This window comes from Hydrogenophaga sp. L99 (genome assembly GCF_058731905.1).
Genome location: NZ_CM178972.1, coordinates 3,592,707 through 3,611,933, shown reverse-complemented (window position 1 = coordinate 3,611,933; position 19,227 = coordinate 3,592,707). Strand labels below are relative to the sequence as shown.

At 64.6% G+C, this 19,227-nt stretch carries 19 protein-coding genes; 4 read left to right on the top strand and 15 right to left on the bottom strand.

The genetic code is table 11. The features are described from left to right. Nucleotides 1–83 precede the first annotated feature (83 nt). The 3 genes from AC4QBL_RS17320 to AC4QBL_RS17310 form a co-directional block, all read right to left on the bottom strand. Nucleotides 84–1,469, bottom strand: coding sequence for an alanine/glycine:cation symporter family protein (locus tag AC4QBL_RS17320; RefSeq protein ID WP_472901893.1), 1,386 nt, complete (start codon nucleotides 1,467–1,469; stop codon nucleotides 84–86). Continuing rightward, on the bottom strand, nucleotides 1,439–1,660 hold the full coding sequence (locus AC4QBL_RS17315; protein WP_472901892.1) for a hypothetical protein: 222 nt from the start codon (nucleotides 1,658–1,660) through the stop codon (nucleotides 1,439–1,441). Before AC4QBL_RS17315 ends, AC4QBL_RS17320 begins: the two co-directional genes overlap by 31 nt. Before the next feature lie 131 nt (nucleotides 1,661–1,791). Continuing rightward, entirely contained in the window at nucleotides 1,792–3,147 is a 1,356-nt protein-coding gene (locus tag AC4QBL_RS17310; RefSeq protein WP_472907737.1) for a D-amino acid dehydrogenase, read from the bottom strand. A 197-nt stretch (nucleotides 3,148–3,344) separates the two neighbouring features. On the opposite strand from AC4QBL_RS17310, the gene AC4QBL_RS17305 reads away from it, so the two are divergent. Then, on the top strand, nucleotides 3,345–4,292 hold the full coding sequence (locus AC4QBL_RS17305) for a LysR family transcriptional regulator ArgP (protein ID WP_472901890.1): 948 nt from the start codon (nucleotides 3,345–3,347) through the stop codon (nucleotides 4,290–4,292). Between the two features lie 6 nt (nucleotides 4,293–4,298). Here the strand turns inward: AC4QBL_RS17305 and AC4QBL_RS17300 are convergent, their stop codons facing one another. After that, a complete protein-coding gene (locus AC4QBL_RS17300; RefSeq protein WP_472901889.1) occupies nucleotides 4,299–4,754 on the bottom strand; it encodes a fasciclin domain-containing protein in 456 nt (151 codons plus the stop codon). Between the two features lie 232 nt (nucleotides 4,755–4,986). Here AC4QBL_RS17300 and AC4QBL_RS17295 point away from each other — a divergent pair, with 232 nt between their 5' ends. Next, nucleotides 4,987–5,634: a TetR/AcrR family transcriptional regulator gene (locus AC4QBL_RS17295; protein ID WP_472901888.1), complete on the top strand. Its 648-nt coding sequence runs from the start codon at nucleotides 4,987–4,989 to the stop codon at nucleotides 5,632–5,634. Between the two features lie 210 nt (nucleotides 5,635–5,844). Here AC4QBL_RS17295 and AC4QBL_RS17290 read toward each other — a convergent pair whose 3' ends face one another. From AC4QBL_RS17290 to AC4QBL_RS17275, 4 genes are all read right to left on the bottom strand, one after another. Then, entirely contained in the window at nucleotides 5,845–6,267 is a 423-nt protein-coding gene (locus tag AC4QBL_RS17290; protein WP_472901887.1) for a universal stress protein, read from the bottom strand. 83 nt (nucleotides 6,268–6,350) lie between these two features. Then, nucleotides 6,351–7,259 (bottom strand): metallophosphoesterase, encoded by a 909-nt coding sequence (locus AC4QBL_RS17285; RefSeq protein WP_472907738.1) that lies wholly within the window; start codon nucleotides 7,257–7,259, stop codon nucleotides 6,351–6,353. A 47-nt stretch (nucleotides 7,260–7,306) separates the two neighbouring features. Beyond that, on the bottom strand, nucleotides 7,307–7,699 hold the full coding sequence (locus AC4QBL_RS17280; protein ID WP_472901885.1) for a universal stress protein: 393 nt from the start codon (nucleotides 7,697–7,699) through the stop codon (nucleotides 7,307–7,309). A gap of 31 nt (nucleotides 7,700–7,730) precedes the next feature. Next, nucleotides 7,731–8,696, bottom strand: a complete 966-nt coding sequence (locus tag AC4QBL_RS17275) for a LysR family transcriptional regulator (protein ID WP_472901884.1) — start codon at nucleotides 8,694–8,696, stop codon at nucleotides 7,731–7,733. A 107-nt stretch (nucleotides 8,697–8,803) separates the two neighbouring features. On the opposite strand from AC4QBL_RS17275, the gene AC4QBL_RS17270 reads away from it, so the two are divergent. Beyond that, a complete protein-coding gene (locus tag AC4QBL_RS17270; protein WP_472901883.1) occupies nucleotides 8,804–9,358 on the top strand; it encodes a hypothetical protein in 555 nt (184 codons plus the stop codon). A gap of 155 nt (nucleotides 9,359–9,513) precedes the next feature. Here the strand turns inward: AC4QBL_RS17270 and AC4QBL_RS17265 are convergent, their stop codons facing one another. From AC4QBL_RS17265 to AC4QBL_RS17245, 5 genes are all read right to left on the bottom strand, one after another. After that, nucleotides 9,514–11,385 carry a phosphoenolpyruvate carboxykinase (GTP) gene (locus AC4QBL_RS17265; RefSeq protein WP_472901882.1) on the bottom strand — a complete coding sequence of 624 codons (1,872 nt, stop codon included), beginning with the start codon at nucleotides 11,383–11,385 and terminating at the stop codon, nucleotides 9,514–9,516. Nucleotides 11,386–11,786: 401 nt separating this feature from the next. Then, entirely contained in the window at nucleotides 11,787–11,930 is a 144-nt protein-coding gene (locus tag AC4QBL_RS17260; RefSeq protein WP_322303182.1) for a hypothetical protein, read from the bottom strand. Nucleotides 11,931–12,004: 74 nt separating this feature from the next. Further along, nucleotides 12,005–12,436 (bottom strand): PaaI family thioesterase, encoded by a 432-nt coding sequence (locus AC4QBL_RS17255; RefSeq protein WP_472901881.1) that lies wholly within the window; start codon nucleotides 12,434–12,436, stop codon nucleotides 12,005–12,007. A gap of 4 nt (nucleotides 12,437–12,440) precedes the next feature. Next, nucleotides 12,441–13,901, bottom strand: coding sequence for a mechanosensitive ion channel (locus AC4QBL_RS17250; RefSeq protein ID WP_472901880.1), 1,461 nt, complete (start codon nucleotides 13,899–13,901; stop codon nucleotides 12,441–12,443). Nucleotides 13,902–14,063: 162 nt separating this feature from the next. After that, nucleotides 14,064–15,263, bottom strand: coding sequence for a threonine ammonia-lyase (locus AC4QBL_RS17245; RefSeq protein WP_472907739.1), 1,200 nt, complete (start codon nucleotides 15,261–15,263; stop codon nucleotides 14,064–14,066). A gap of 321 nt (nucleotides 15,264–15,584) precedes the next feature. Here AC4QBL_RS17245 and AC4QBL_RS17240 point away from each other — a divergent pair, with 321 nt between their 5' ends. Further along, nucleotides 15,585–17,861: an ATP-binding protein gene (locus AC4QBL_RS17240; protein WP_472901919.1), complete on the top strand. Its 2,277-nt coding sequence runs from the start codon at nucleotides 15,585–15,587 to the stop codon at nucleotides 17,859–17,861. On the opposite strand, the gene AC4QBL_RS17235 is transcribed toward AC4QBL_RS17240, so the two are convergent. Together AC4QBL_RS17235 and AC4QBL_RS17230 are read right to left on the bottom strand one after the other, a co-directional pair. Further along, nucleotides 17,851–18,576: a glutamine amidotransferase gene (locus AC4QBL_RS17235; RefSeq protein WP_472901878.1), complete on the bottom strand. Its 726-nt coding sequence runs from the start codon at nucleotides 18,574–18,576 to the stop codon at nucleotides 17,851–17,853. The two genes, AC4QBL_RS17240 and AC4QBL_RS17235, sit on opposite strands and share 11 nt — an antisense overlap. 192 nt (nucleotides 18,577–18,768) lie before the next feature. Next, nucleotides 18,769–19,113 carry a hypothetical protein gene (locus AC4QBL_RS17230; RefSeq protein ID WP_472901877.1) on the bottom strand — a complete coding sequence of 115 codons (345 nt, stop codon included), beginning with the start codon at nucleotides 19,111–19,113 and terminating at the stop codon, nucleotides 18,769–18,771. Nucleotides 19,114–19,227: the final 114 nt, after the last annotated feature.

Here is a 19,227-nt window from a genome sequence, read left to right as displayed (position 1 = left end):
GGCCTCTGAAACGGGCACGGCCCGCGCAGGGCGGGCCGTGAAAGACACCCCGCGTGTTGCGGGGAAGAAAGGAAAAAAAGGGCCTACTTGGTCACGCTGATGTGGCCCGAGCGAATACCCGCCCAGTATTTGTCCAGCTCGCGTTTGACCACGGGCATGAGGAAATACAGGCCCACGATGTTGGCCAGCGCCATGGCGAAGATCATCGAGTCTGAGAAGTCGATCACCGGGCCCAGCCCCATGCTGGAGCCAATGACCACGAAGACGAGGAACAAAAATTTGAACACCAGTTCCGATGCCAGGCTGTCGCCCAGCAGGTAGGTCCAGGCTTTCAGGCCGTAGTAGCTCCAGGTGATCATGGTGGAGAAGGCAAACAGCACCACCGCCAGCGCCAGCACATAGGGGAACCAGTGCACCGCGCTGCCAAAGGCGGCCGAGGTCAGGCCCACACCGGAGGCGCCATGGGCCAAGGGCGTGACGCCGCTGGCGTCGACATGGCCGGTGATGATGATCACCAGGGCCGTCATGGTGCAGATCACCACGGTGTCAATGAACGGCTCCAGCAGCGCGGCAAAGCCTTGCGACACCGGTTGGTCGGTCTGCACCGCCGAGTGCGCAATGGCCGCCGAGCCCACGCCGGCCTCGTTGGAAAACGCGGCCCGTTTGAAGCCCTGGATGAGCGCACCCACCACGCCGCCGGCCACGCCTTCGGCCGAGAACGCACCCAGGAAGATCTGGCCCAGGGCCCAGGGCAGCATGTCGATGTGGACGAACAGAACCACCAGGCCCGCCACCATGTAGAGGCCGGCCATGAAGGGCACCACTTTTTCCGTCACTCGGGCGATCGACTTGAGGCCGCCGATGATCACCAGGCCCACCAGCACGGCCATGATCAGACCAAACAACCAGCCTTTGCCGGCCAGGAAGCTGTCGGCCCCCCCGGTCACGCCCACCACCTGCTGAAAGCTCTGGTTGGCCTGGAACATGTTGCCCCCGCCGAGGGCACCTCCCACGCAACAGATGGCAAAGAACGCCGCCAGAAACTTGCCCAGCCGTGGCAGGCCGCGCTCGGCCAGCCCTTTGGAGAGGTAGCGCATGGGCCCGCCTGAGACGGTGCCCGCCGCATGGTGCACGTTGCGGTACTTCACGCCGAGGGTGACTTCAGTAAATTTGGACGCCATACCCAGCAGGCCAGCCAGAATCATCCAGAACGTGGCACCCGCGCCGCCGATGCCCACCGCCACCGCGACGCCGGCAATGTTGCCCAGGCCCACGGTGCCCGATACGGCGGTGGTGAGGGCCTGAAACGGCGTCACCTCACCGGCCATGGACGGATGGGAATAGCGCCCGCGCACCACCTGGATGGCATGGCCAAAGCCCCGGAACTGAATGAAGCCGAAATACAGCGTGAAGACCACGGCCGCAGCGATCAGCCAGCCTACGATGAGTGGGAAACTGGTGCCGCCCACGGGCACCGAGTAAAAAATGGCACCGGCCACGGCTCGGAATAGGGCTGCACCACGGCGCTGATGCGCTCGTCCAGCGTGGGTGGCTCAGCGGCTTGCGCTTGCGCTGCGCCATGGGCCAGCATGCTGGCCACCGCCAGCCATGCACCGCCCAGCGCGCGTCCATCGCCAAGCTTGAAAGAGGTTGGGATCATGCTTGTCTCCTGTTTTTTTTTGGGGCGCCGGGCGGCGTGTGGGTCACCGCAGCCGCAGCGCACGGCTTTCTCGCCGGGATGCAAAAAGGCCGGTGACTGCCGCGCGCAGCCACCGGCCTTGATCGATATTCTCAGGCCTGGCTGGGCGGTGGCGTTTGCAGCCGTGCTGTGCGGGCCATGGGCGCCTGGGTCTGGGGCTTCATGCCGTAAAAATCAAACGCCATGGCGGGCTGCTCGCCGTGGATGAGTTCGGCCAGCGCCTTGCCCGAGCCGGCGCCGTGCGTCCAGCCCAGCGTGCCGTGGCCAGCGTTCACCCACAGCTTGCCCACTTTCGTGCGGCCCATGAGCGGAATGTTGGTGGGGGTGGCCGGGCGCAGGCCGGTCCAGAACTGCGGGTCGCCGCCTTGCTCGGGTGTGCGGGTGTCGGCCACGCCGGGGAACACTTCTTCAATGCGCTTGACCAGCATCTCGCAGCGTTTTTTGGCCAGCGGCGTGTCCAGCGACACATCGAACCCGCCCAGCTCGATGGTGCCGGCCACGCGCAGCTGGTTGCCCAGGCGCGACATCGCAATCTTCAGCTGGTCGTCGATCATGCTCACCTGGGGTGCCATGTGCGGCTGCAGCAGCGGCAGGGTGGCGCTGTAGCCTTTGCCGGGGTAAATGGGCACGTGTACGCCCACGCGCTTGAGCAGCGGGGTGGTGTACGAGCCGCAGGCCACCACATAGGCGTCGGCCTTCAGGGCGCGTGTGGCCCCGGTTGCACGGTCGCGCACGCGCACCTGCTGCACGCTGCCACCGGTGACGTCAATCGCTTCGATGTCGTGGCCGTAAAGCATCTGCGCGCCGCGTTGGGTGCACAGTGCGGCCAGTTGCTGGGTAAACACCCGCGCGTCGCCCGACTCGTCGCTGGGGGTGAACGTGCCGCCCACGATGCGGTCGGCAAAGGCCGTCAGCGCGGGTTCAATGTTCAGCAGCTCGGCGCGGCTGATTACTTTGCGCTTCACACCAAACTTCTGCATCACGGCAGCGGCGCCTGCCGCACCGTCAAACGATTTCTGGTCGGTGTAGTAGTGGGCAATACCGCGTTCGAGCCGGTGGTATTCGATGCCGGTCTCGGCCACCACGTCTTTCAAGGCCGCGTGGCTGTAAGAGCCCAGCGCCACCAGTTGCGCCACGTTGCGCTCAAACGCGGCGTCGTTGCACTGGCCCAGAAACTGCAAACCCCAGCGCCACTGGGCGGGGTCGATCTGTGGGCGAAACAGCAGCGGCGAGGTGGCCGAAAACATCCATTTCAGCGCCTTCAGCGGCGCTTCGCGGTTGGCCCATGGCTCGCAGTAGCTCACCGAAATTTGCGCTGCGTTGCCAAAGCTGGTTTCCAGCGCCGCGTCGGGCTGGCGGTCAACCAGCGTGACGGTGTGGCCGCGCTGCAGCAAATGCCACGCCGTGCTGACCCCGATGATGCCCGCGCCCAATACCGTGACTTGCATGACCCGCTCCGAAAAAGTGGAAGAAACAGGTGCGCAGTATGGGAAAAACCCGGCTTGAAGTGAAGCGGAATTAACTTAAAATTTCTTGCATCAGATTGGCTTATGCATGTGCCACCCCCGTGCGACGCCCCATCCGACCTGCGGGCCGTTACCTGGTATGCAGGTCGTGTTCATCCACCCAAGTTGCCGCCCACCCCATGAGCACCTTTGACCCCGACGCCCTCGAATGCCTGGCCGCCATCATTGAAGAGGGCGGTTTTGAGCGCGCCGCGCAGCGCTTGTCCATCACGCAGTCGGCGGTGTCGCAGCGCCTGCGCGCCCTGGAAGCGCAGGTGGGCACGGTGCTCATCGTGCGCAGCCGCCCGCTCAAGCCCACCTCGGCCGGGCAGCTCATGCTCAAGCACGCCAAGATGATGCGGCTGCTGCGCGCCGACCTGGAAAAAGATCTGAAGGAACTCGCGCCCAGTTCCACCGGCGGTGGCCGCGAAGACGAGCGCATTTCGGTGGCCATCAACGCCGACAGCATCGCCACCTGGGCGCTGCCCGCGCTGAACGCGCTGGCGCAGGGCGGCCTGCCGATCGAGATCATCACCGACGACCAGGAATTTACCCACGAGTGGCTGCGCGAAGGCCAGGTGCTGGGCTGTGTCACCTCGTTGGGGCAGGCGCTGCGCGGCTGCAAGATGGAGCCGCTGGGCACCATGGACTACGTGGTGGTGGCACAAGCCGACTACGCCGCCACCCATTGCCCCAAAGGCCTGAGCGCGCACAACTTTCACAAGCTGCCGTTTGTGGCCTTCAACCGCAAAGACAATCTGCAGCACGGCTTTGTGTCGCAGGCGTTTGGCTTGCCCCGCGTCATGCTCAAGCAGTTGTTTGTGCCGTCCAGCGAAGGGCAGGTGCGCGCGGTGCAGGCCGGCTGGGGCGTGAGCGTGTTGCCCGAACTGCGGGTGCGCGAGCTGCTGGCCAGCGGCGAACTGGTCAACCTGGCGCCGCGCCACCGCCTGGGCGTGGCCCTGCACTGGCATTGCTGGAACCTCAGCTCCGACGTGCTCGATGCACTCAGCACCGCTTTGCGCAGTGCTGCCGCCCACAGCCTGACGCAAAAAACCCCGCCTGAGGCGGGGTCTGGAGCCCGAGGCTGAGCCGGTTTACTTCGGCATCACCACGGAGTCGATCACATGGATCACGCCGTTGTCGGCCGCGATGTCCGTGGCCGTGACCTTGGCGTTGTCCACCGTCACACCGCCCATGGTGCCGATGGTCAGTTCCGAGCCCTGCACGGTTTTCACTTTGCCGGCCTTCACGTCGGCCGCCATCACCTTGCCGGGCACCACGTGGTAGGTCAGCACGGCGGTGAGCTTGGCCTTGTCTTTCAGCAGGGCGTCCAGATCGGCCTTGGGCACCTTGGCAAAGGCGGCGTCGGTGGGGGCGAACACGGTGAACGGGCCTTTGCCCTTGAGCGTGTCCACCAGGCCGGCTGCCTGAATGGCGGTCACCAGGGTTTTGAACGAACCGGCGGCCACCGCTGTGTCCACGATGTCAGCGGCCTGGGCAGAGGTGAGGGCGCCGAAGGCCAGGATGGAAGCGATGAGGGTCTTTTTCATGGTGTGGGTCTTTTCAGGTTGAGTAGGTGAAACAGGAACCGCCCCAGGGGAGGCAAGCTTGGATTTCTGGGTGGTGCCCTAAGGACACCGCGCCGAAAACCCGGGGGCTGAGCGCACTTTATCCTTAATCGTCCGAAAAAATACCAATTAGTATGTAAAGATACTTATCAGTTGGGTTATCGACTTTGCCGTCGAAATCGGGCAGAATCCGAGTCCTACAAAAAGGTTTTCCATGGTCAGCGCAGCCCTCAAATCTCCCCCGCAAGCCACACCCAAGCGCAGTTTTCGCGAGCAAATGCACATTGCCCGTGAAGACGCCATCGTTTCAGCGGTGAACCGCCTGCTGGCCGAAAAAGGCTTTGACGCCATGACCGTCGACGAGGTGGCGGCCGAGGTGGGCATTGCCAAAGCCAGCCTCTACAAGCACTTTCCAAGCAAGGAAGACCTAGCCGCTGCCGCCATGGTGCGGGTGATGGAGCGGGCAAGGGCGTTTTTGGACAGCCTGGAGCGTCCAGCCGGTGAGGTGCCACCCATTGAGCAGCTGCGCGCGGTGGCACGCTGGACCATGGAGGTGCAGCTGGCGGGCGAAATGCCGTCGCTGCCGAGCGAAAACTCCAGCCTGCGCGCCGCGCTGACCACCAACAAAGCCTACGTGGACGGGCTCATGGACGTGAGCGACCGCATGGGCGCCTGGATCACGGCCGCCCAGGCCGATGGCAGCCTGAACCCGGCGCTGCCGCCCATTGCGGTGCTGTACACGCTGTACGCCCGCGCCTGCGACCCGGTGCTGGGTTTTCTGAAAAGCACCGGGCTCTACAGCACCGAGCAAATCATTGACATGGTGCTGAGCACCTGTTTTGACGGCTTGAGGGCCAGATAACCCCCCCGCGCCGCTACGCGTCACCCCCCAAGGGGCGGCACTGGCGGCCTGGCAAAGCCAGTTCCGCGGTGCCCTTGGTCAAACCCTTTCCGCCGGAAAATCAATGTCCCCTCCGGAGAGCGCGACTTCACCCAGGGATGCAGTGGAACCGGCTCTGCCGGGCCACTCGCATCGCCCCCTGGGGGGTGACGCCGCAGGCGGCGCGGGGGGTTATCGAACGAGCAACACCGGCACCTTGCAGTGCGCAATCACCTGGGTGGCCACCGAGCCCATGACCAGGTTGCCCAGCGCGCTGTGGCCGTGCGAGCCCATCATCACCAGGTCAAATTTACCGGCCTCGGCCGCTTTGGCGATCAGCTCGCCAGCGGCGCCCACCTTGCTGACCACTTTGCCTTCTATGCCATGGCGCTTCAGGAACTTGATCACCGGGGCGGTGACCTTTTCCGCCTCGTCGGCGTAGTAGCCATTGGCAATGTCGGCGCCCACAGCCGCGCGGGCGCGGGGAGGTAGCGGCGTTTGCGCGGTGAACAAGGTGAACTCGTTCGTGGGGCTGAACACTTCGTCGTGCGTGGCCAGGTAAGCCAACATTTTTTTGGTGTAGCTGCTGCCATCGACCGCGAGCAAAATTTTCATGAAAGCGTCTCCTGTTGGGGTTGATCAATCTGCAGTGTAAGAGCAGCCAAGGCCGCGCTTTTTTACCTGGCGCAACAGCGCCTTCAGGGCAGGCTGATCAGGTGGTGCGGCACAAAGGCCCGTTGTTCTTGCTTGTCCGCATAGCCCAGCGGATTCGCCACGATGCGGCAGCGGCCCACCTGCACGTCGGTGGGGCAATGCAGGTGGCCATGCAGCCACAGGTCGGCCAGGGGCAGCAATTCGTCCAGCCCGTTGCAGAAGCCGGCCGTGCCCGGGCTCAGGCCGTAGCGCGGGTCGGCGCTGTGCAGGGTGGGCGCGAAGTGGGTGACGACCACGGTCGGGCCGTCAAAGGACTGGTCCAGCGCGCTGCGCAGCCAGTGCTGGCAGTCCAGTGCCAGCGCGCGCATGGCCTCGGCGTCAAACAGCCGGCCGTGGCGCTGGCCGGCCATTTTGGTGAGGTAAAAATTGGCGGCCCGGAACGCTTTTTCGCGCTGGCGCAGGCGGTGGGTGAGCGGGTCGGTGGCGAGCGAAGCGGCAGCGGGAGCGGCAAAGGCCGTGTGCGCGCCCTTTCGCGGCGCACGCGGCGCCTTGGCAGGCTTGGCGTGCACGTCGCCCAGCGCGTCGTAGTCGCTCCACAGCGTGGTGCCCACAAAGCGCACGCCGTCCATCGCCAGCGTTTCGCGCTCCAGCCAGGCAATGCCCAGGCGATCGCAGGTGCTGCGCAGGCGCTGGTGGGCCTCGTCCAGGTCCAGAGCGTCGTATTCGTGGTTGCCTGGCACAAACAGCACCGGCACGGGCCAGCCAGCGTACTGCGGCAGCGGAGAGAAACGTTGCAAACCCCAGTCGGGTTCGGCCATGGCGCTGCCGTCGCGGCGGATCTGGTACGAACCAATGTCGCCGGCCAGCACCAGCACCTGCGCACCCGGCGCGGGGCTGGCGACAAATTCGGGATTGGCTTCGAGATGCAGGTCGCTCAGAAGCTGGATATTCATGCGGGCATTGTCGGCCAGATCGTTGCGCCCCGCAGCCGCCTGACCACTCAGCGAATGACCAGCACCGGGACGTGTGAGCGCGCCAGCACCTCGGTGGTGACCGAGCCCATGACGGCGGTTTCGAGTGCCGACTGGCCTCGGCAACCCATCACCACCATGTTGCTTTGCAGCTGGTTGGCGGCGTACACCAGTTCGGCCGCTGGCGTGCCCTGGCGCAGCATGCGTTGCGGGCTGAAACCATGGGTTTGCAGGAAATGGCTCGGTTCGTCCAGGATCGAATCGTTGGCCGCTACGTCAAAACGCCCACCTTCGCCCGGCAGGACATGGAACAGCACGTACTCGTAGTGGGGCCGAAACAGCAGCTCGTTGGACACGATGTAGGTCAGCATGCGCCGGGTGTAGCGGCTTCCGTCAACGGCGAGCAGGAGTTTCATGGACATGGAGCGATCTTTTAAAGCCAACAAGGCGTTTTTAAGCGTTATCGGCCAAAAAACCGCTGGCTGAAGCGCGCTCGACGGTCTGGCGCAACCAGCGGTGGGCGCTGCTGTGCGATGCCTGCCGATGCCATAGCGCGTCCACATGCACGGGTGGCACGGGCAGGGGCAAGTCGCTCAGCGCCAGTTCGTGTTCGCGGCCGGTGGCCTCGACAAAGTGGCGTGGCAGCACGGTCAGCAGGTCGGTGGTGGCGACCACACGCCCAGCGGTGAAAAACTGGTTCACCGTCAACACCACCCGCCGCTGGCGCGACATCGCTGCCAAAGCCTCGTCCACAAAACCAAAGGCCCGCCCTGAAAAACTCACCAGCAGGTGGCGGGCCGCGCAGTAACTGTCCAGCGTCAGCGGCTGGCCAGCCAGTGGGTGTCCGCGCCGCATCACCACCACGTACTCGCCGTCGTACAGGCGCTGGTGCAAAAAACGGGGGCTGCTTTCTTGCAGGTGCAAAGCCCCCAGCTCGGCCAGCACGCCGGGGAAATGGCCAATGGCGAGGTCGGCTGAGCCCGATTCCAGCAAGTCGCGCGGGTCGCGTGTGGTCAAGGGCAGCACCCGCAGGTTCACGCCTGGGGCTTCGCTTTCCAGAATGTCCATCAGACCGGGCACGATTTTGGCGGCGGTGGCGTCGGCCATGGCCAGCACAAAGGCATTGGCGGCGCTACCGGGTGTGAAGTCGCCAGGGTCGAGGGCCTCGCGCAGTTGCTGCAACGCGTCGCGCACGGTGGGCCACAGCAGCATCGCCACCGGGGTGGGTTCCACGCCGTAGCCTGAGCGCCGCACCAACTCGTCACCCATGGCCTCGCGCAAGCGTTTCAGCGCATTGCTCACGGCGGGCTGTGTCATGGCGAGGTTGTGCGCCGCCCGGGTGAGGTTGCGTTCGGTCATCACCTCGTCAAAAACCCGCAGCAGGTTCAGGTCGAGGGTGCGGAAATTGCGTTCATTCATCATCAATATGAATGTAATGCATCACAAAAATAAATTGGCATGACATGGGGGTTTACCCTAATATCCGTTTGTCCAAAAGACATTTGCCATTTTTTAAGGAGTTCTTCATGAGCACCGTTTTCTCTCCTACCCCCGAATCTCTGGGTTTGAACCCATCCTCCCTGGCTACCAAGGCCGGGGCTTACCGTGTCCGCCGCCGTTTTGACGGTGCCCGTGGTCTCGCCGCCATGCTGCTGGCCGCTGTGGTCGCGGCCATCGTGGTGGTCGCCGACCGCCTCATCAGCACCTGGGCCGATGGCCACCTTTTTCTGGCCTGGGTTTTCTTGTGGGTCGTGATTTTCGCGGGCTCGGCGCTGTTTGCCGGCACCGCCCGCCGCCTGGCACACAGCACCATGCGCTCGCTGGACGGCTGGTCGCAGACCCTGGCTCAAGCGCGCGCCGAGGCCCGGCTGTGGGATCTGGCCCAGAACGATCCCCGGCTCATGGCCGACCTGACGCAGGCACGCCTGCGCGCGCTGGAAGACCACAACGATTTCAGCGATGCGCTGGCCCCGATGGGCTTGGACACCGCTGTGACCCCGGTCAAGTTGGCCGGCTGGGACGCATTCATTGAGCGCATGGCCGCCAGCCGCACCCGCAACATGCACTTGCACTACATCTGACAAAGCGCTGAGCGCGCGGCCCACAAGGCTGCGCCCAGCAAAAAAGCCACCGGCGGTACCGGTGGCTTTTTTTCGCCCGAATGGATCATCCGGGAGCTTCAACAGCCCAGGGCAGGTCGTGCCCTGAACCGCTTTTTTCGGGCCGCTGTGTGTACTTACAGCGCTTCCAGGCGCTTTTCAAGCGCGGCCTTGGTGTCCACCAGCGCTTGGGGCAGGTGGTAGGCCAGCTGCTCAAAGTGGGTTTCGTGCAGCTTGAGCTCTTCCAGCCAGGCGGCTTTGTCGATGCTGGTCACGGTGTTGAACTGCTCGGGCGTGAAGTCCAGGCCGGTCCAGTTGAGTTCACCGTAGGTCGGGGCCACGCCAAACATGGTCTCGGTGCCGGCGGCCTGGCCTTCAATGCGGTCGATCATCCACTTCAGCACGCGCATGTTTTCGCCGTAGCCGGGCCAGACGAACTTGCCGGCTTCGTCTTTGCGGAACCAGTTGACGCAGAAGATGCTGGGCAGGCTGTGACCCTGGCTGCTCAGGCGCTGTTCCATGTTGAGCCAGTGCTGGAAGTAGTCGCTCATGTTGTAGCCGCAGAACGGCAGCATGGCGAACGGGTCGCGGCGCACCACGCCCTGCGCGCCGAAGGCGGCGGCGGTGGTTTCCGAGCCCATGGTGGCGGCCATGTAGACGCCTTCGGTCCAGCTGCGGGCTTCGGTCACCAGTGGCACGGTGGTGGAACGGCGGCCGCCGAAGATGAAGGCGTCAATCGGCACGCCGGCCGGGTCGTCCCAGGCGCTGTCCAGCGCTGGGTTGTTGGTGGCGGCCACGGTGAAGCGGGCGTTGGGGTGGGCGGCCTTGGCGCCGGTCTGCTTGGCAATCTCGGGCGTCCAGTCTTTGCCTTGCCAGTCAACCAGGTGCGCCGGGAACTTGCCCTGGTCCTTTTCCATGCCTTCCCACCACACGTCGCCGTCGTCGGTCAGCGCCACGTTGGTGAAAATCACGTTTTCGTTCAGGCTGGCCATGCAGTTGGGGTTGGTCAGCGTGTTGGTGCCCGGTGCCACGCCAAAGTAGCCCGCTTCGGGGTTGATGGCGTAGAGCTTGCCGTCGGCGTGGGGCTTGATCCAGGCGATGTCATCGCCAATGGTGGTCACGTTCCAGCCGTCAAAGCCGGCCGGTGGCACCAGCATGGAGAAGTTGGTCTTGCCGCAGGCGCTGGGGAAGGCCGCTGCCACGTGGTACTTCTTGCCCTGCGGGTTGGTCACACCCAGAATCAACATGTGCTCGGCCAGCCAGCCTTGGTCACGGCCCATGGTGGACGCGATGCGCAGCGCCAGACACTTTTTGCCCAGCAGTGCGTTGCCACCGTAGCCCGAGCCGTAGCTCCAGATTTCGCGCGTTTCGGGGTAATGCACGATGTACTTGGTGGTTGGGTTGCAGGGCCAGCTGGTGCTGTCTTGCTCGCCCGCAGCCAGCGGCGCGCCCACGGTGTGCATACAGGGAACAAACTCGCCGTCGGTGCCCAGCACGTCGTACACGGCCTTGCCCATGCGGGTCATCAGCTTCTGGTTCACGACCACGTAGGCGCTGTCGGTCAGCTCGACGCCAATGTGAGCGATGTGTGAGCCCAGCGGGCCCATGCTGAACGGCACCACATACATGGTGCGGCCGGTCATGCAGCCGTCAAACAGCGGCTGCAGGGTTTTGCGCATGTCGGCTGGGGCCATCCAGTTGTTGGTCGGGCCGGCGTCTTCTTTTTTCTCGGCGCAGATGTAGGTGCGGTCTTCCACACGGGCCACGTCGGACGGGTCCGACCATGCCAGGAAGCTGTTGGGGCGCTTGGCAGGGTCGAGCCGTTTGAAGGTGCCGGCGTCCACCAGCTGTTGGCACAGGCGGTCGTATTCGGCATCGCTGCCGTCGCACCAGACCACGCTGGCAGGCTTGCACAGGGCAACCATGTCGGCCACCCAGGCAATCAGCCGGGCATTTTTGACGTAGGCGGGGGTGTTCAGGTTGAGGCCCTGCATCACGGGTGAGTTCATGGGAAGAAGCTCCAGAGTTTGTAAAGCGGCAAGCCCAAGAGACACCAACAGCCGCAAGCCAGTCAAGACTGGGGGCGGCTGTGAGGCTCCCTTGTGCGAAAAAGGGCGGTCGGCGCTCGGGGCTGCTGTACGGGTTGCGGATGCAGCACGAAGGAAAAAAGCGGGAGGATGATCCCGGGTTTTGATCCGCGTGTCGGCCTATTCGCACAATTTTATGAAAGCGCCGGGTCAGTTACCGGCAAGTTACATGCAAAACCCGCATAACCTTATGCGTATGACGGCGGGCTGTGGCCGGTTCGCGCTGTGTGGTGTAGGGCGACCGTGCGCTGGGTCGTGCCTGTGACAAGAAAAAGGCCGAAGGCCCGGGCGGGCGTTCGGCCTGGTGGGCTGACGGGATGGTGTCAGGCCATGAACACGGCAATGAAGGCCAGCAGGAAGATCAGCACAGCGCCGGCGATGGGCAGGACGATGGGCATCAGGGGAACGATGGACTCCACCACATCTTGCGGCTGGTCTTTGTGGCTGTCGTGATCGTGGTGGGACATGGGTTCTCCAGAGGAATGAACAAAACTGCCGCTGATTTTAGGGCAGACGCCGTGGAACGGCGAAAAAAACGGGGTTACAGCAGCGCGTAGGTGGTGCTGGCGCGGCACACGCTCTGGCCGTCGCGTGCCCCGCTGATGTCAATTTCGCCAAACACGAGGCTTTTGCCGGCGCGGACGATGCGCGCCGTCACCAGGGCGTCCTGGTTAGACAAAGGCTTGAGGAAGCTGGTGTTGAGCTGCACCGTGGTCATGGGCCGCTGGTTGCCCAGGCGGGTCACGATGGCCAGCACCATGGCGGTGTCGGCCGCCGACATGAGCGCCTGGCCGCACACCATGCCGCCCACGCGGCTGAGCTGGTCGTTCTGAGGCAGACGCAGGGTTACTTCGCCGTCTGAAAACGCCTCCACGGTGAGGCCGAGCGCTTGCACCCAGGGGGCAAACCAGTCGGCCAGCGCGTGTTGCAGGGTGTCGGTGGTGACGGAGGCGAAAGGGGTGTCTTGGGTCATGGGTTCATTCTTTGCGGCGCAGCTGGGACAGCCAGTGTTCCATCATTTTGCCGGCGGCTTCGCGTCCACCCAGGCCAAACGCCAGGGCCACCGCCACCGCCACAGCGCCCAGGGTGAGGCCAAACGCCAGATTCACGATGTCGTCCGCAATGCCCATGGCGCGCAGACCCATGGCGATCACCAGCGCCAAAATGGCATAGCGCCCGACGCGCGCCAGGCCTTTCGTGCTGGCGCCGCTGGCCCGGTCAATGGCGTCGTAGGCCACATTGGCTAGCCAGAAGCCGATCACCAAAATGGCCGAGCCCAGCAAGATGTCGCCCCCAAAGCGGATAAAGGTGGACACGATGTCGCTCACCTGCGAAAAACCGAGCTGGCTGGCTGCTTCCACGCTGGCAAACAGCATGGCAAAAAACAGCGCCACCCGCCCCACGGCGGTTGAAGCGGGCGTGCGCTCAAAGGCATGGGCCATGCCGATGCGGGCGGGCAGGGTGTCAAAACCCAGCGTGGCCAGCAGGCTGGCGAGCAGTTTGCTGGCAAACGAAGCCACCAGCCAGGTCACCACCAAAATGAGGCCGGCGGCAATCAGGTGGGGTACGCCTTGCATCAGCAGGGCTAGCATGTCGGTGGCGGGGCGCGAAATGGCTTCGATCTTCAGTGCGTCCAGCGCCGCAATGAGCGAGGGCAGAAACACCGCCACAAACACCAGCAGGCCGATGACGGTGGACAAGCGGACCGACTCGGCCAGCCCCGCCTGCCCGCCCAGCTTGTCCACACCCGCAGTACGGCTCAGGTTTGTGGTGAGGTTGCGCAGCACGGTGGCCACGATCCAGCCCACGCCCCCAATGATGAGGGCACCCAGCGCGTTAGGCAGCATGCTCAGGGTTTGGGTGACCATGGTGCGCAGCGGGTCCAGCAAACCTTCCATGTCCAGCGCACCCAGCACCGCGGGCACAAACAGCAAAATGACCAGCCAGAACAACGCACCCGCCAGGCCTTCGCTCATGGGGGCCATGTCGGCGTGCTCCGACAGCTTTTCGTCCAGCGTGGACTTGTCCAGCAGCTTTTGCGCGACGGCGCGCACCACACTGGCCACCAGCCAGCCCACCAGCGCCAGCACCAGGCCGCCCAGCAGGCGCGGCGCGTAGGCAAACAGCTCGGTAGCCAGGGCCGAAAACGGACCCGACACGATGGCCAGGTTCAGCGAGTTGAACACCGCCACCAGCGTGAGCAAAATCACCACCCAGAACAGGCCCAGCGCCACCGCGCCTTCAATGTCGACCCCGGTGCCGGTGAGTTTGCCAAACCGGTGGTTGACGCCAATGAAGCCCAGGCTTTTGCGCACGGCGGCGCGCACCACCACGGCGATGAGCCAGCCCAGCACAAAAATGGCCAAGGCCCCGAGCAGTTGCGGTATGTGGCTGCCCAAGGTGCTTTGCAGCGAGTCCCACAAGGCGTTCGTGTTCATGGCGCTTCCTCCCGATTGGTGTTGGACACCGGACCATGATGCAGAGCCACTGGGCAGGCGTCAACCCGTGTGAAGCAAGATGCCCGCCGATCGCAGAGGAAAAATGGCAAACGCCGCCAATGCCGGCGCGTTGCCGGCAAATGTGTTTTGGTGGTCTGTGCGTTAGAGCAGCGTGGTGTCGAAGCCGGCTTCGCGCAGGCACTCGATCACCTGCGCAATGTGTTCGCGGCCGCGGGTTTGCAACACCAGTTCAATCGCCACGTTTTGCGCCGCCAACAAGGTGAAGGCGCGCTGGTGGTGCACCTCGTCGATGTTGGCGCCGGCCTCGGCCACGATGCCGGTGATGCGCGCGAGGTTGCCCGGCACGTCGCGCGCGTTCACCTGAATACGCGCCAACCGGCCGGCGCGCACCATGCCACGCTCAATGATGGAGGCCAGCAGCAGCGGGTCGATGTTGCCGCCGCACAGCACCAGGCCCACTTTCTGCCCGGCAAACCGCTCGGGGTACTTCAACACCGCGGCCAGCCCGGCGGCGCCCGCGCCTTCCACCAGGGTCTTTTCAATCTCCAGCAGCATCACGATGGCCTGCTCAATGTCGCCCTCGTCCACCAGCACCAGGTCGTCCACCTTCTCGCGCACGATGGCCTGGGTGATCTCGCCCGGCGTGCCCACCGCAATGCCCTCGGCAATCGTGCTGCTGCCCTGCGGCAGGTGCGTGCCCTTGATGGCGTTGTACATCGCCGGAAACCGCTCGGTCTGCACGCCGATGATGCGGATACCGGGCTTCAGGGCCTTGGCCACCGTGGCCATGCCGGCGATGAGGCCGCCCCCGCCCACGGCCACCACCAGGGTGTCCAGATCGGGCTGCGCGCGCAGCATTTCCAGCGCCACCGTGCCCTGGCCAGCCACGATCGCTTCGTCGTCGTAAGGGTGCACAAACACCAGGCCTTGCTGCTGCGCCAGGGCGTAGGCGTGGGCGCGGGCTTCGTCCAGGGTGTCGCCGTGCAGCACCACCTCGGCATCAAAGCCGCGGGTGCGGTCAATCTTCACACCCGGTGTGAAGCGGGGCATGACGATCACCGCCCGAATGCCCAGCCGCTGGGCGTGGTAGGCCACCCCTTGCGCGTGATTGCCCGCGCTCATGGCCACCACACCGCGCGCGCGCTCGTCGGCGCTGAGCTGGGTCAGCTTGTTGCAGGCGCCGCGCTCTTTGAACGAAGCGGTGTACTGCAGGTTTTCAAACTTCAAAAACACCTGGCAGCCGGTGAGCTGCGAAATGGTGCGCGATTCCACAAATGGGGTGTCCAGCACCTGCCCGGTCAGACGGGCGGCGGCGGCTTCAATGTCGTGTAGTTCCAGCATGGCGCCATTGTGGCCCGCCGTCCCCGCCAACGGGCTTGGGGAAAAGCCCCACAAATTGCTCAAACACGCTCCATCACGCTCTTCCATGAAACATCAAGCTGGGTTATGTTCCGCTCAGAGCCGCATGTGGGCTGCCCGGCTTGGGCGGCCCGAGGTTTTTCTGGAGGTGTCTGGATGACCAAACGCACGGTGCAGCCCGCAAGCCCTTTGGCGCGGGCGGTGCTGGAACCGCGAGAGCCCCGCGAAGGGCGCAGCCCCTGCGCGGCGGAAGGCCGGGTGTTCGTGCCCCATGGTCTGCGCCAGGCACCGGTGCTCGACCTCATGTGTTCGCATTTCGTGCTCACACTGGCCGCCCGCCAAGGCCCGCGCTTCAATGTGCGGCGCGACCTGAACACCTTGCTGTCGCTGGCCGGGCGCCATCTGGTGTGGCCGCTGACCGTGCTGGGCCGGCTGCGGGAATTTTTGCAGCGCCGCTGCAAAGACAACGAACTCTGGAGCGACCACGACCGCCTGAGCACCAACGCCTTTATGGAGCGCTACGGCATCTGGCGCGGCCCGTACGAAGAAGGCACGCTGTTTTTCTACCTGGACGAGTACGCCAAAGAATCGCCCAAAGACCTGCTGGCCGTGCTGGCCGTCACCGGCGACTGGCTCAGCCAGGCGCTGAAGAAGCAGTCCACCCTGGTGGAAAAAAACATCGACGCGCTGGCTGGCCTGCTGCAGCTCAACCGCGCCGAGCGTGCGCTGTTGCTCTACGGCACGCTGGCGCGCTACCAGCGCGACCTGCGTTCCATTCTGGTGGAGTTCAAGGTCAACAACGCGCCCGAGGCCTATGCTGCCATTGCCGATGTGGCGGGCGTGAAAGCCAGCGAAGTGGGCGAGGCGCTGCGCGCCGGCTCGCGGCTGGAGCGCATCGGCATGGTCGAAAACCTGATCTCCGAGCACAACATCACCGACCTGGCCGACCTCATGAAAGTGAGTGAAAAGCTGCCGCCGGTGCTGATGCGCGAGTACCGCACGCAGAGCGAACTGATGGCGGTGTTCACCCGGCCGGCAGCCCGCTCGGCGCTGACCGACAAAGACTTTGCCTTTGTGGGCGACGATGTGCAGCTGCTGAGTGGCCTGCTGCGCGAAGCCGTGGCGCGCAAGGAACCGGGCGTCAACATTCTCTTGTACGGCCCGCCTGGCACCGGCAAAACCGAGCTGGCCCGGGTGGTGGCACAAGCCGCCGGGCTGGAACTGTTTGAAGTGGAATACGCCGACCGCGACGGCAACGCCCTGAGCGGCCGCGACCGCTATCGCTCGTTGCAAATCGCCCAGGTGTTTTTGAAAGGCACGGCCCATTCGGTGCTGCTGTTTGACGAGGTGGAAGACGTTTTTCCGCCCATCTCCAGCGAAGCGGCGCAGCTCATGGCGCGCGCCGAACACGTGGCCGCGCCGCACACCGGCAGCGTCAGCGGCAAGGCCTGGGTCAACCAGATTTTGGAAACCAATGCCGTGCCCACGCTGTGGGTGACCAACCGCATCGAGCAAATTGACCCGGCGTTTCGCCGCCGTTTCGCTTACCACCTGGAGCTGAAAAGCCCACCACCGGGCGCGCGCGAGCAGCTCGTGCGCAAAACGCTGGAAGACGTGTGTGTGTCGGACGCGCTGGTGGCCCGGCTGACGGAGCGCAAAGGCCTCACGCCGGCGCAGATTCGCACCGCCGTGCGCTTCGCCCAGTTGGCCACCGCACCGGCCAAGCCCACCCCCCGCCGTGCGGGCAAAGCCGCCATGAGCGCTGCGCCGGCCCCGGTGCTGGACGACCTGATCGAGCGCCAGCTCAAACACGCCGACCTTGCCCTGGGCCGTCGGCCCGACGCGCTGCAGCGACCCAGCGTGACGCAGTACAGCCTGGACATGCTCAACGTGGAGTCGCGTTACGAACTGCCGCGCATCGTCAGCGCGCTCAAGGCACGCGGCCACGGCTGCCTGTGTTTCCATGGCGCCCCTGGCACCGGCAAAACCGCGCTGGCCGAGCACATGGCGCAGCAGCTGGAGCGACCGCTCATGGTGCGCCGCGCCAGCGACCTGATGAGCAAATTTGTGGGCGAAACCGAGCAGCAGATGGCGGCCATGTTTCGCGAAGCCGAGGCGGAAAAAGCGGTGCTGCTGCTGGACGAAGCCGACAGCTTTTTGCAAGACCGCCGCGGCGCCCAGCGCACCTACGAGGTGACCGAGGTGAACGAGATGCTGCAGGGCATGGAGCGCTACGCGGGCATTTTCATTTGCACCACCAACCTGATGGACAGCATCGACCAGGCGGCGCTGCGGCGCTTCACGTTCAAGATCCATTTCAAGCCGCTCACCCGTGAGCAGCGCGAGCGCATGTTTGTGGTGGAAGCGCTGGGCGGTGAGGCGGCGGTGTTGACGGACGCCTGGCGCTCACGGCTGGCCCGGCTGGAACAGCTGTGCCCCGGCGACTTCGCCGCGGTGAAGCGGCAGGTGGAAATTTTGGCTGAAACGCTGGCGCCCGACGAATTTTTGGCCCAGCTTGAAGCCGAGCACCGCATCAAACCCGAGGTGCGCGAATCACGCGGTATCGGCTTTACTCATTGAGGGCCAACCGCGCAAACCGCGGCAACACCGAAGCCGCTAGCGGCGTGTCCTTTAAGCCCGCGCTGATCTGTGCCGCATCGCGCCCCGCGCGCGCCAGCACCGGCCCCATGCCCTCCACATAAGCCCTGAGCGCTTCGGCTGAAAACTCCGGGTGAAATTGCACGCCCCAGGCGCTGGGCCCCACCCGAAAGGCGTGGTGCGGCTCAAACGCATTGCCGGCCAGCAGCACCGCCCCCGGCGGCAGGCGGCGCACCGACTGCCAGTGCGTGGCCTGCGCTTCAAAGTCGTCGGGCAGGTGCCCCAGCAGGGCGTCGGTCTGTGCAGCAGCGTGGCGCTGCACGCGCACCGTGCCAATCTCCACCCCCTGTGGGTGGTGTGCCACCTCGCCGCCCAGCGCGTGCGCCAGCAGCTGGTGGCCGTAGCAAATGCCCAGCACCGGCGTTTGCACCGCCACGGCCTGCTGCAGCCAGGGCACCAGCGCTTCGCTCCAGGCTTCGCGGTCGCTCACCATGGCGTGTGAACCCGTGAGCACAATGCCCGCTACGGTTTGCGGCGCGGGGGGCGGTGTATCCGAGCGGGCGTCGTAGGTTGTCACCTCGGCACCGCCTGTGCGCAGACCCGCCTCGATCCAGTCATGAAAGTCTCCCAGGCGTTCGCGGATGTGGTCGTGCGTGCGACCGGTCTGGACGATGAGCAGGGGGCGGGGTGCAGTCATGCCCGTGATTCTAGAAACACCGCCCTCGCCGCGCGGGTTGCGCCCAAGAAAAAGCCCGTCTCAACGACGGGCCAAACGAGGAGACAAGCAAGCATGCGTGAGAGAGATGTCTTGTTCCATAACGCCGCGGAACCGGCCGGGCCGCCACCGTTGCCCCCTGGGGGGGTGACGCGCGCAGCGCGGCGCGGGGGGTCAGTGAAGAAGCGCCATTGGCCCCGAGGGCAGTTCTTCCGGCGTGTAGTCCGGGTGGTGGTCCACAAAGAAACGCAGCTTCTGGTCGAGCCGGCCCACACGCTGGTGGGCTTCGCTTTCGCAGTGGTGCTTGGAAATCAGGTTGAACAGCTTGCCGCGCAGAAACCAGAGGTCTTTGGGGCTCTGGCAAGAAATCAGGGCCGCGTGCAGGCGTGTGCGCACGGGATCTTTGATGTCGGCCATCGCGTCGTGGAATTCGTCAACGAGGAAATCCAGTTCCAGCACCTGGGTGTCGTGGTACTTCTCGTGGTGGCGTTTGCCGAACCATGGCAGCTTGAAAAACATGCCGCACTCCATTTCGCGATGTTCAAAGTCAGTGAACGGGGTTGCCCCCGGGCTCACCTTCAACATCGGCGGTGCCGCTTCCGCCTTGAGGTTTTTTACCCTTCAAACAGGCTT

What these genes read in the sequence shown, in the direction of transcription:
- AC4QBL_RS17290 (WP_472901887.1), bottom strand. Translation starts at nt 6,267, where the DNA reads ATGAAAATTTTGCTCGCGGTCGATGGCAGCAGCTACACCAAAAAAATG.
- AC4QBL_RS17285 (WP_472907738.1), bottom strand. Translation starts at nt 7,259, where the DNA reads ATGAATATCCAGCTTCTGAGCGACCTGCATCTCGAAGCCAATCCCGAA.
- AC4QBL_RS17270 (WP_472901883.1), top strand. Translation starts at nt 8,804, where the DNA reads ATGAGCACCGTTTTCTCTCCTACCCCCGAATCTCTGGGTTTGAACCCA.
- AC4QBL_RS17295 (WP_472901888.1), top strand. Translation starts at nt 4,987, where the DNA reads ATGGTCAGCGCAGCCCTCAAATCTCCCCCGCAAGCCACACCCAAGCGC.
- AC4QBL_RS17300 (WP_472901889.1), bottom strand. Translation starts at nt 4,754, where the DNA reads ATGAAAAAGACCCTCATCGCTTCCATCCTGGCCTTCGGCGCCCTCACC.
- AC4QBL_RS17260 (WP_322303182.1), bottom strand. Translation starts at nt 11,930, where the DNA reads ATGTCCCACCACGATCACGACAGCCACAAAGACCAGCCGCAAGATGTG.
- AC4QBL_RS17280 (WP_472901885.1), bottom strand. Translation starts at nt 7,699, where the DNA reads ATGTCCATGAAACTCCTGCTCGCCGTTGACGGAAGCCGCTACACCCGG.
- AC4QBL_RS17275 (WP_472901884.1), bottom strand. Translation starts at nt 8,696, where the DNA reads ATGAATGAACGCAATTTCCGCACCCTCGACCTGAACCTGCTGCGGGTT.
- AC4QBL_RS17230 (WP_472901877.1), bottom strand. Translation starts at nt 19,113, where the DNA reads ATGTTTTTCAAGCTGCCATGGTTCGGCAAACGCCACCACGAGAAGTAC.
- AC4QBL_RS17265 (WP_472901882.1), bottom strand. Translation starts at nt 11,385, where the DNA reads ATGAACTCACCCGTGATGCAGGGCCTCAACCTGAACACCCCCGCCTAC.
- AC4QBL_RS17250 (WP_472901880.1), bottom strand. Translation starts at nt 13,901, where the DNA reads ATGAACACGAACGCCTTGTGGGACTCGCTGCAAAGCACCTTGGGCAGC.
- AC4QBL_RS17305 (WP_472901890.1), top strand. Translation starts at nt 3,345, where the DNA reads ATGAGCACCTTTGACCCCGACGCCCTCGAATGCCTGGCCGCCATCATT.
- AC4QBL_RS17255 (WP_472901881.1), bottom strand. Translation starts at nt 12,436, where the DNA reads ATGACCCAAGACACCCCTTTCGCCTCCGTCACCACCGACACCCTGCAA.
- AC4QBL_RS17235 (WP_472901878.1), bottom strand. Translation starts at nt 18,576, where the DNA reads ATGACTGCACCCCGCCCCCTGCTCATCGTCCAGACCGGTCGCACGCAC.
- AC4QBL_RS17240 (WP_472901919.1), top strand. Translation starts at nt 15,585, where the DNA reads ATGTGTTCGCATTTCGTGCTCACACTGGCCGCCCGCCAAGGCCCGCGC.
- AC4QBL_RS17315 (WP_472901892.1), bottom strand. Translation starts at nt 1,660, where the DNA reads ATGATCCCAACCTCTTTCAAGCTTGGCGATGGACGCGCGCTGGGCGGT.
- AC4QBL_RS17310 (WP_472907737.1), bottom strand. Translation starts at nt 3,147, where the DNA reads ATGCAAGTCACGGTATTGGGCGCGGGCATCATCGGGGTCAGCACGGCG.
- AC4QBL_RS17245 (WP_472907739.1), bottom strand. Translation starts at nt 15,263, where the DNA reads ATGCTGGAACTACACGACATTGAAGCCGCCGCCGCCCGTCTGACCGGG.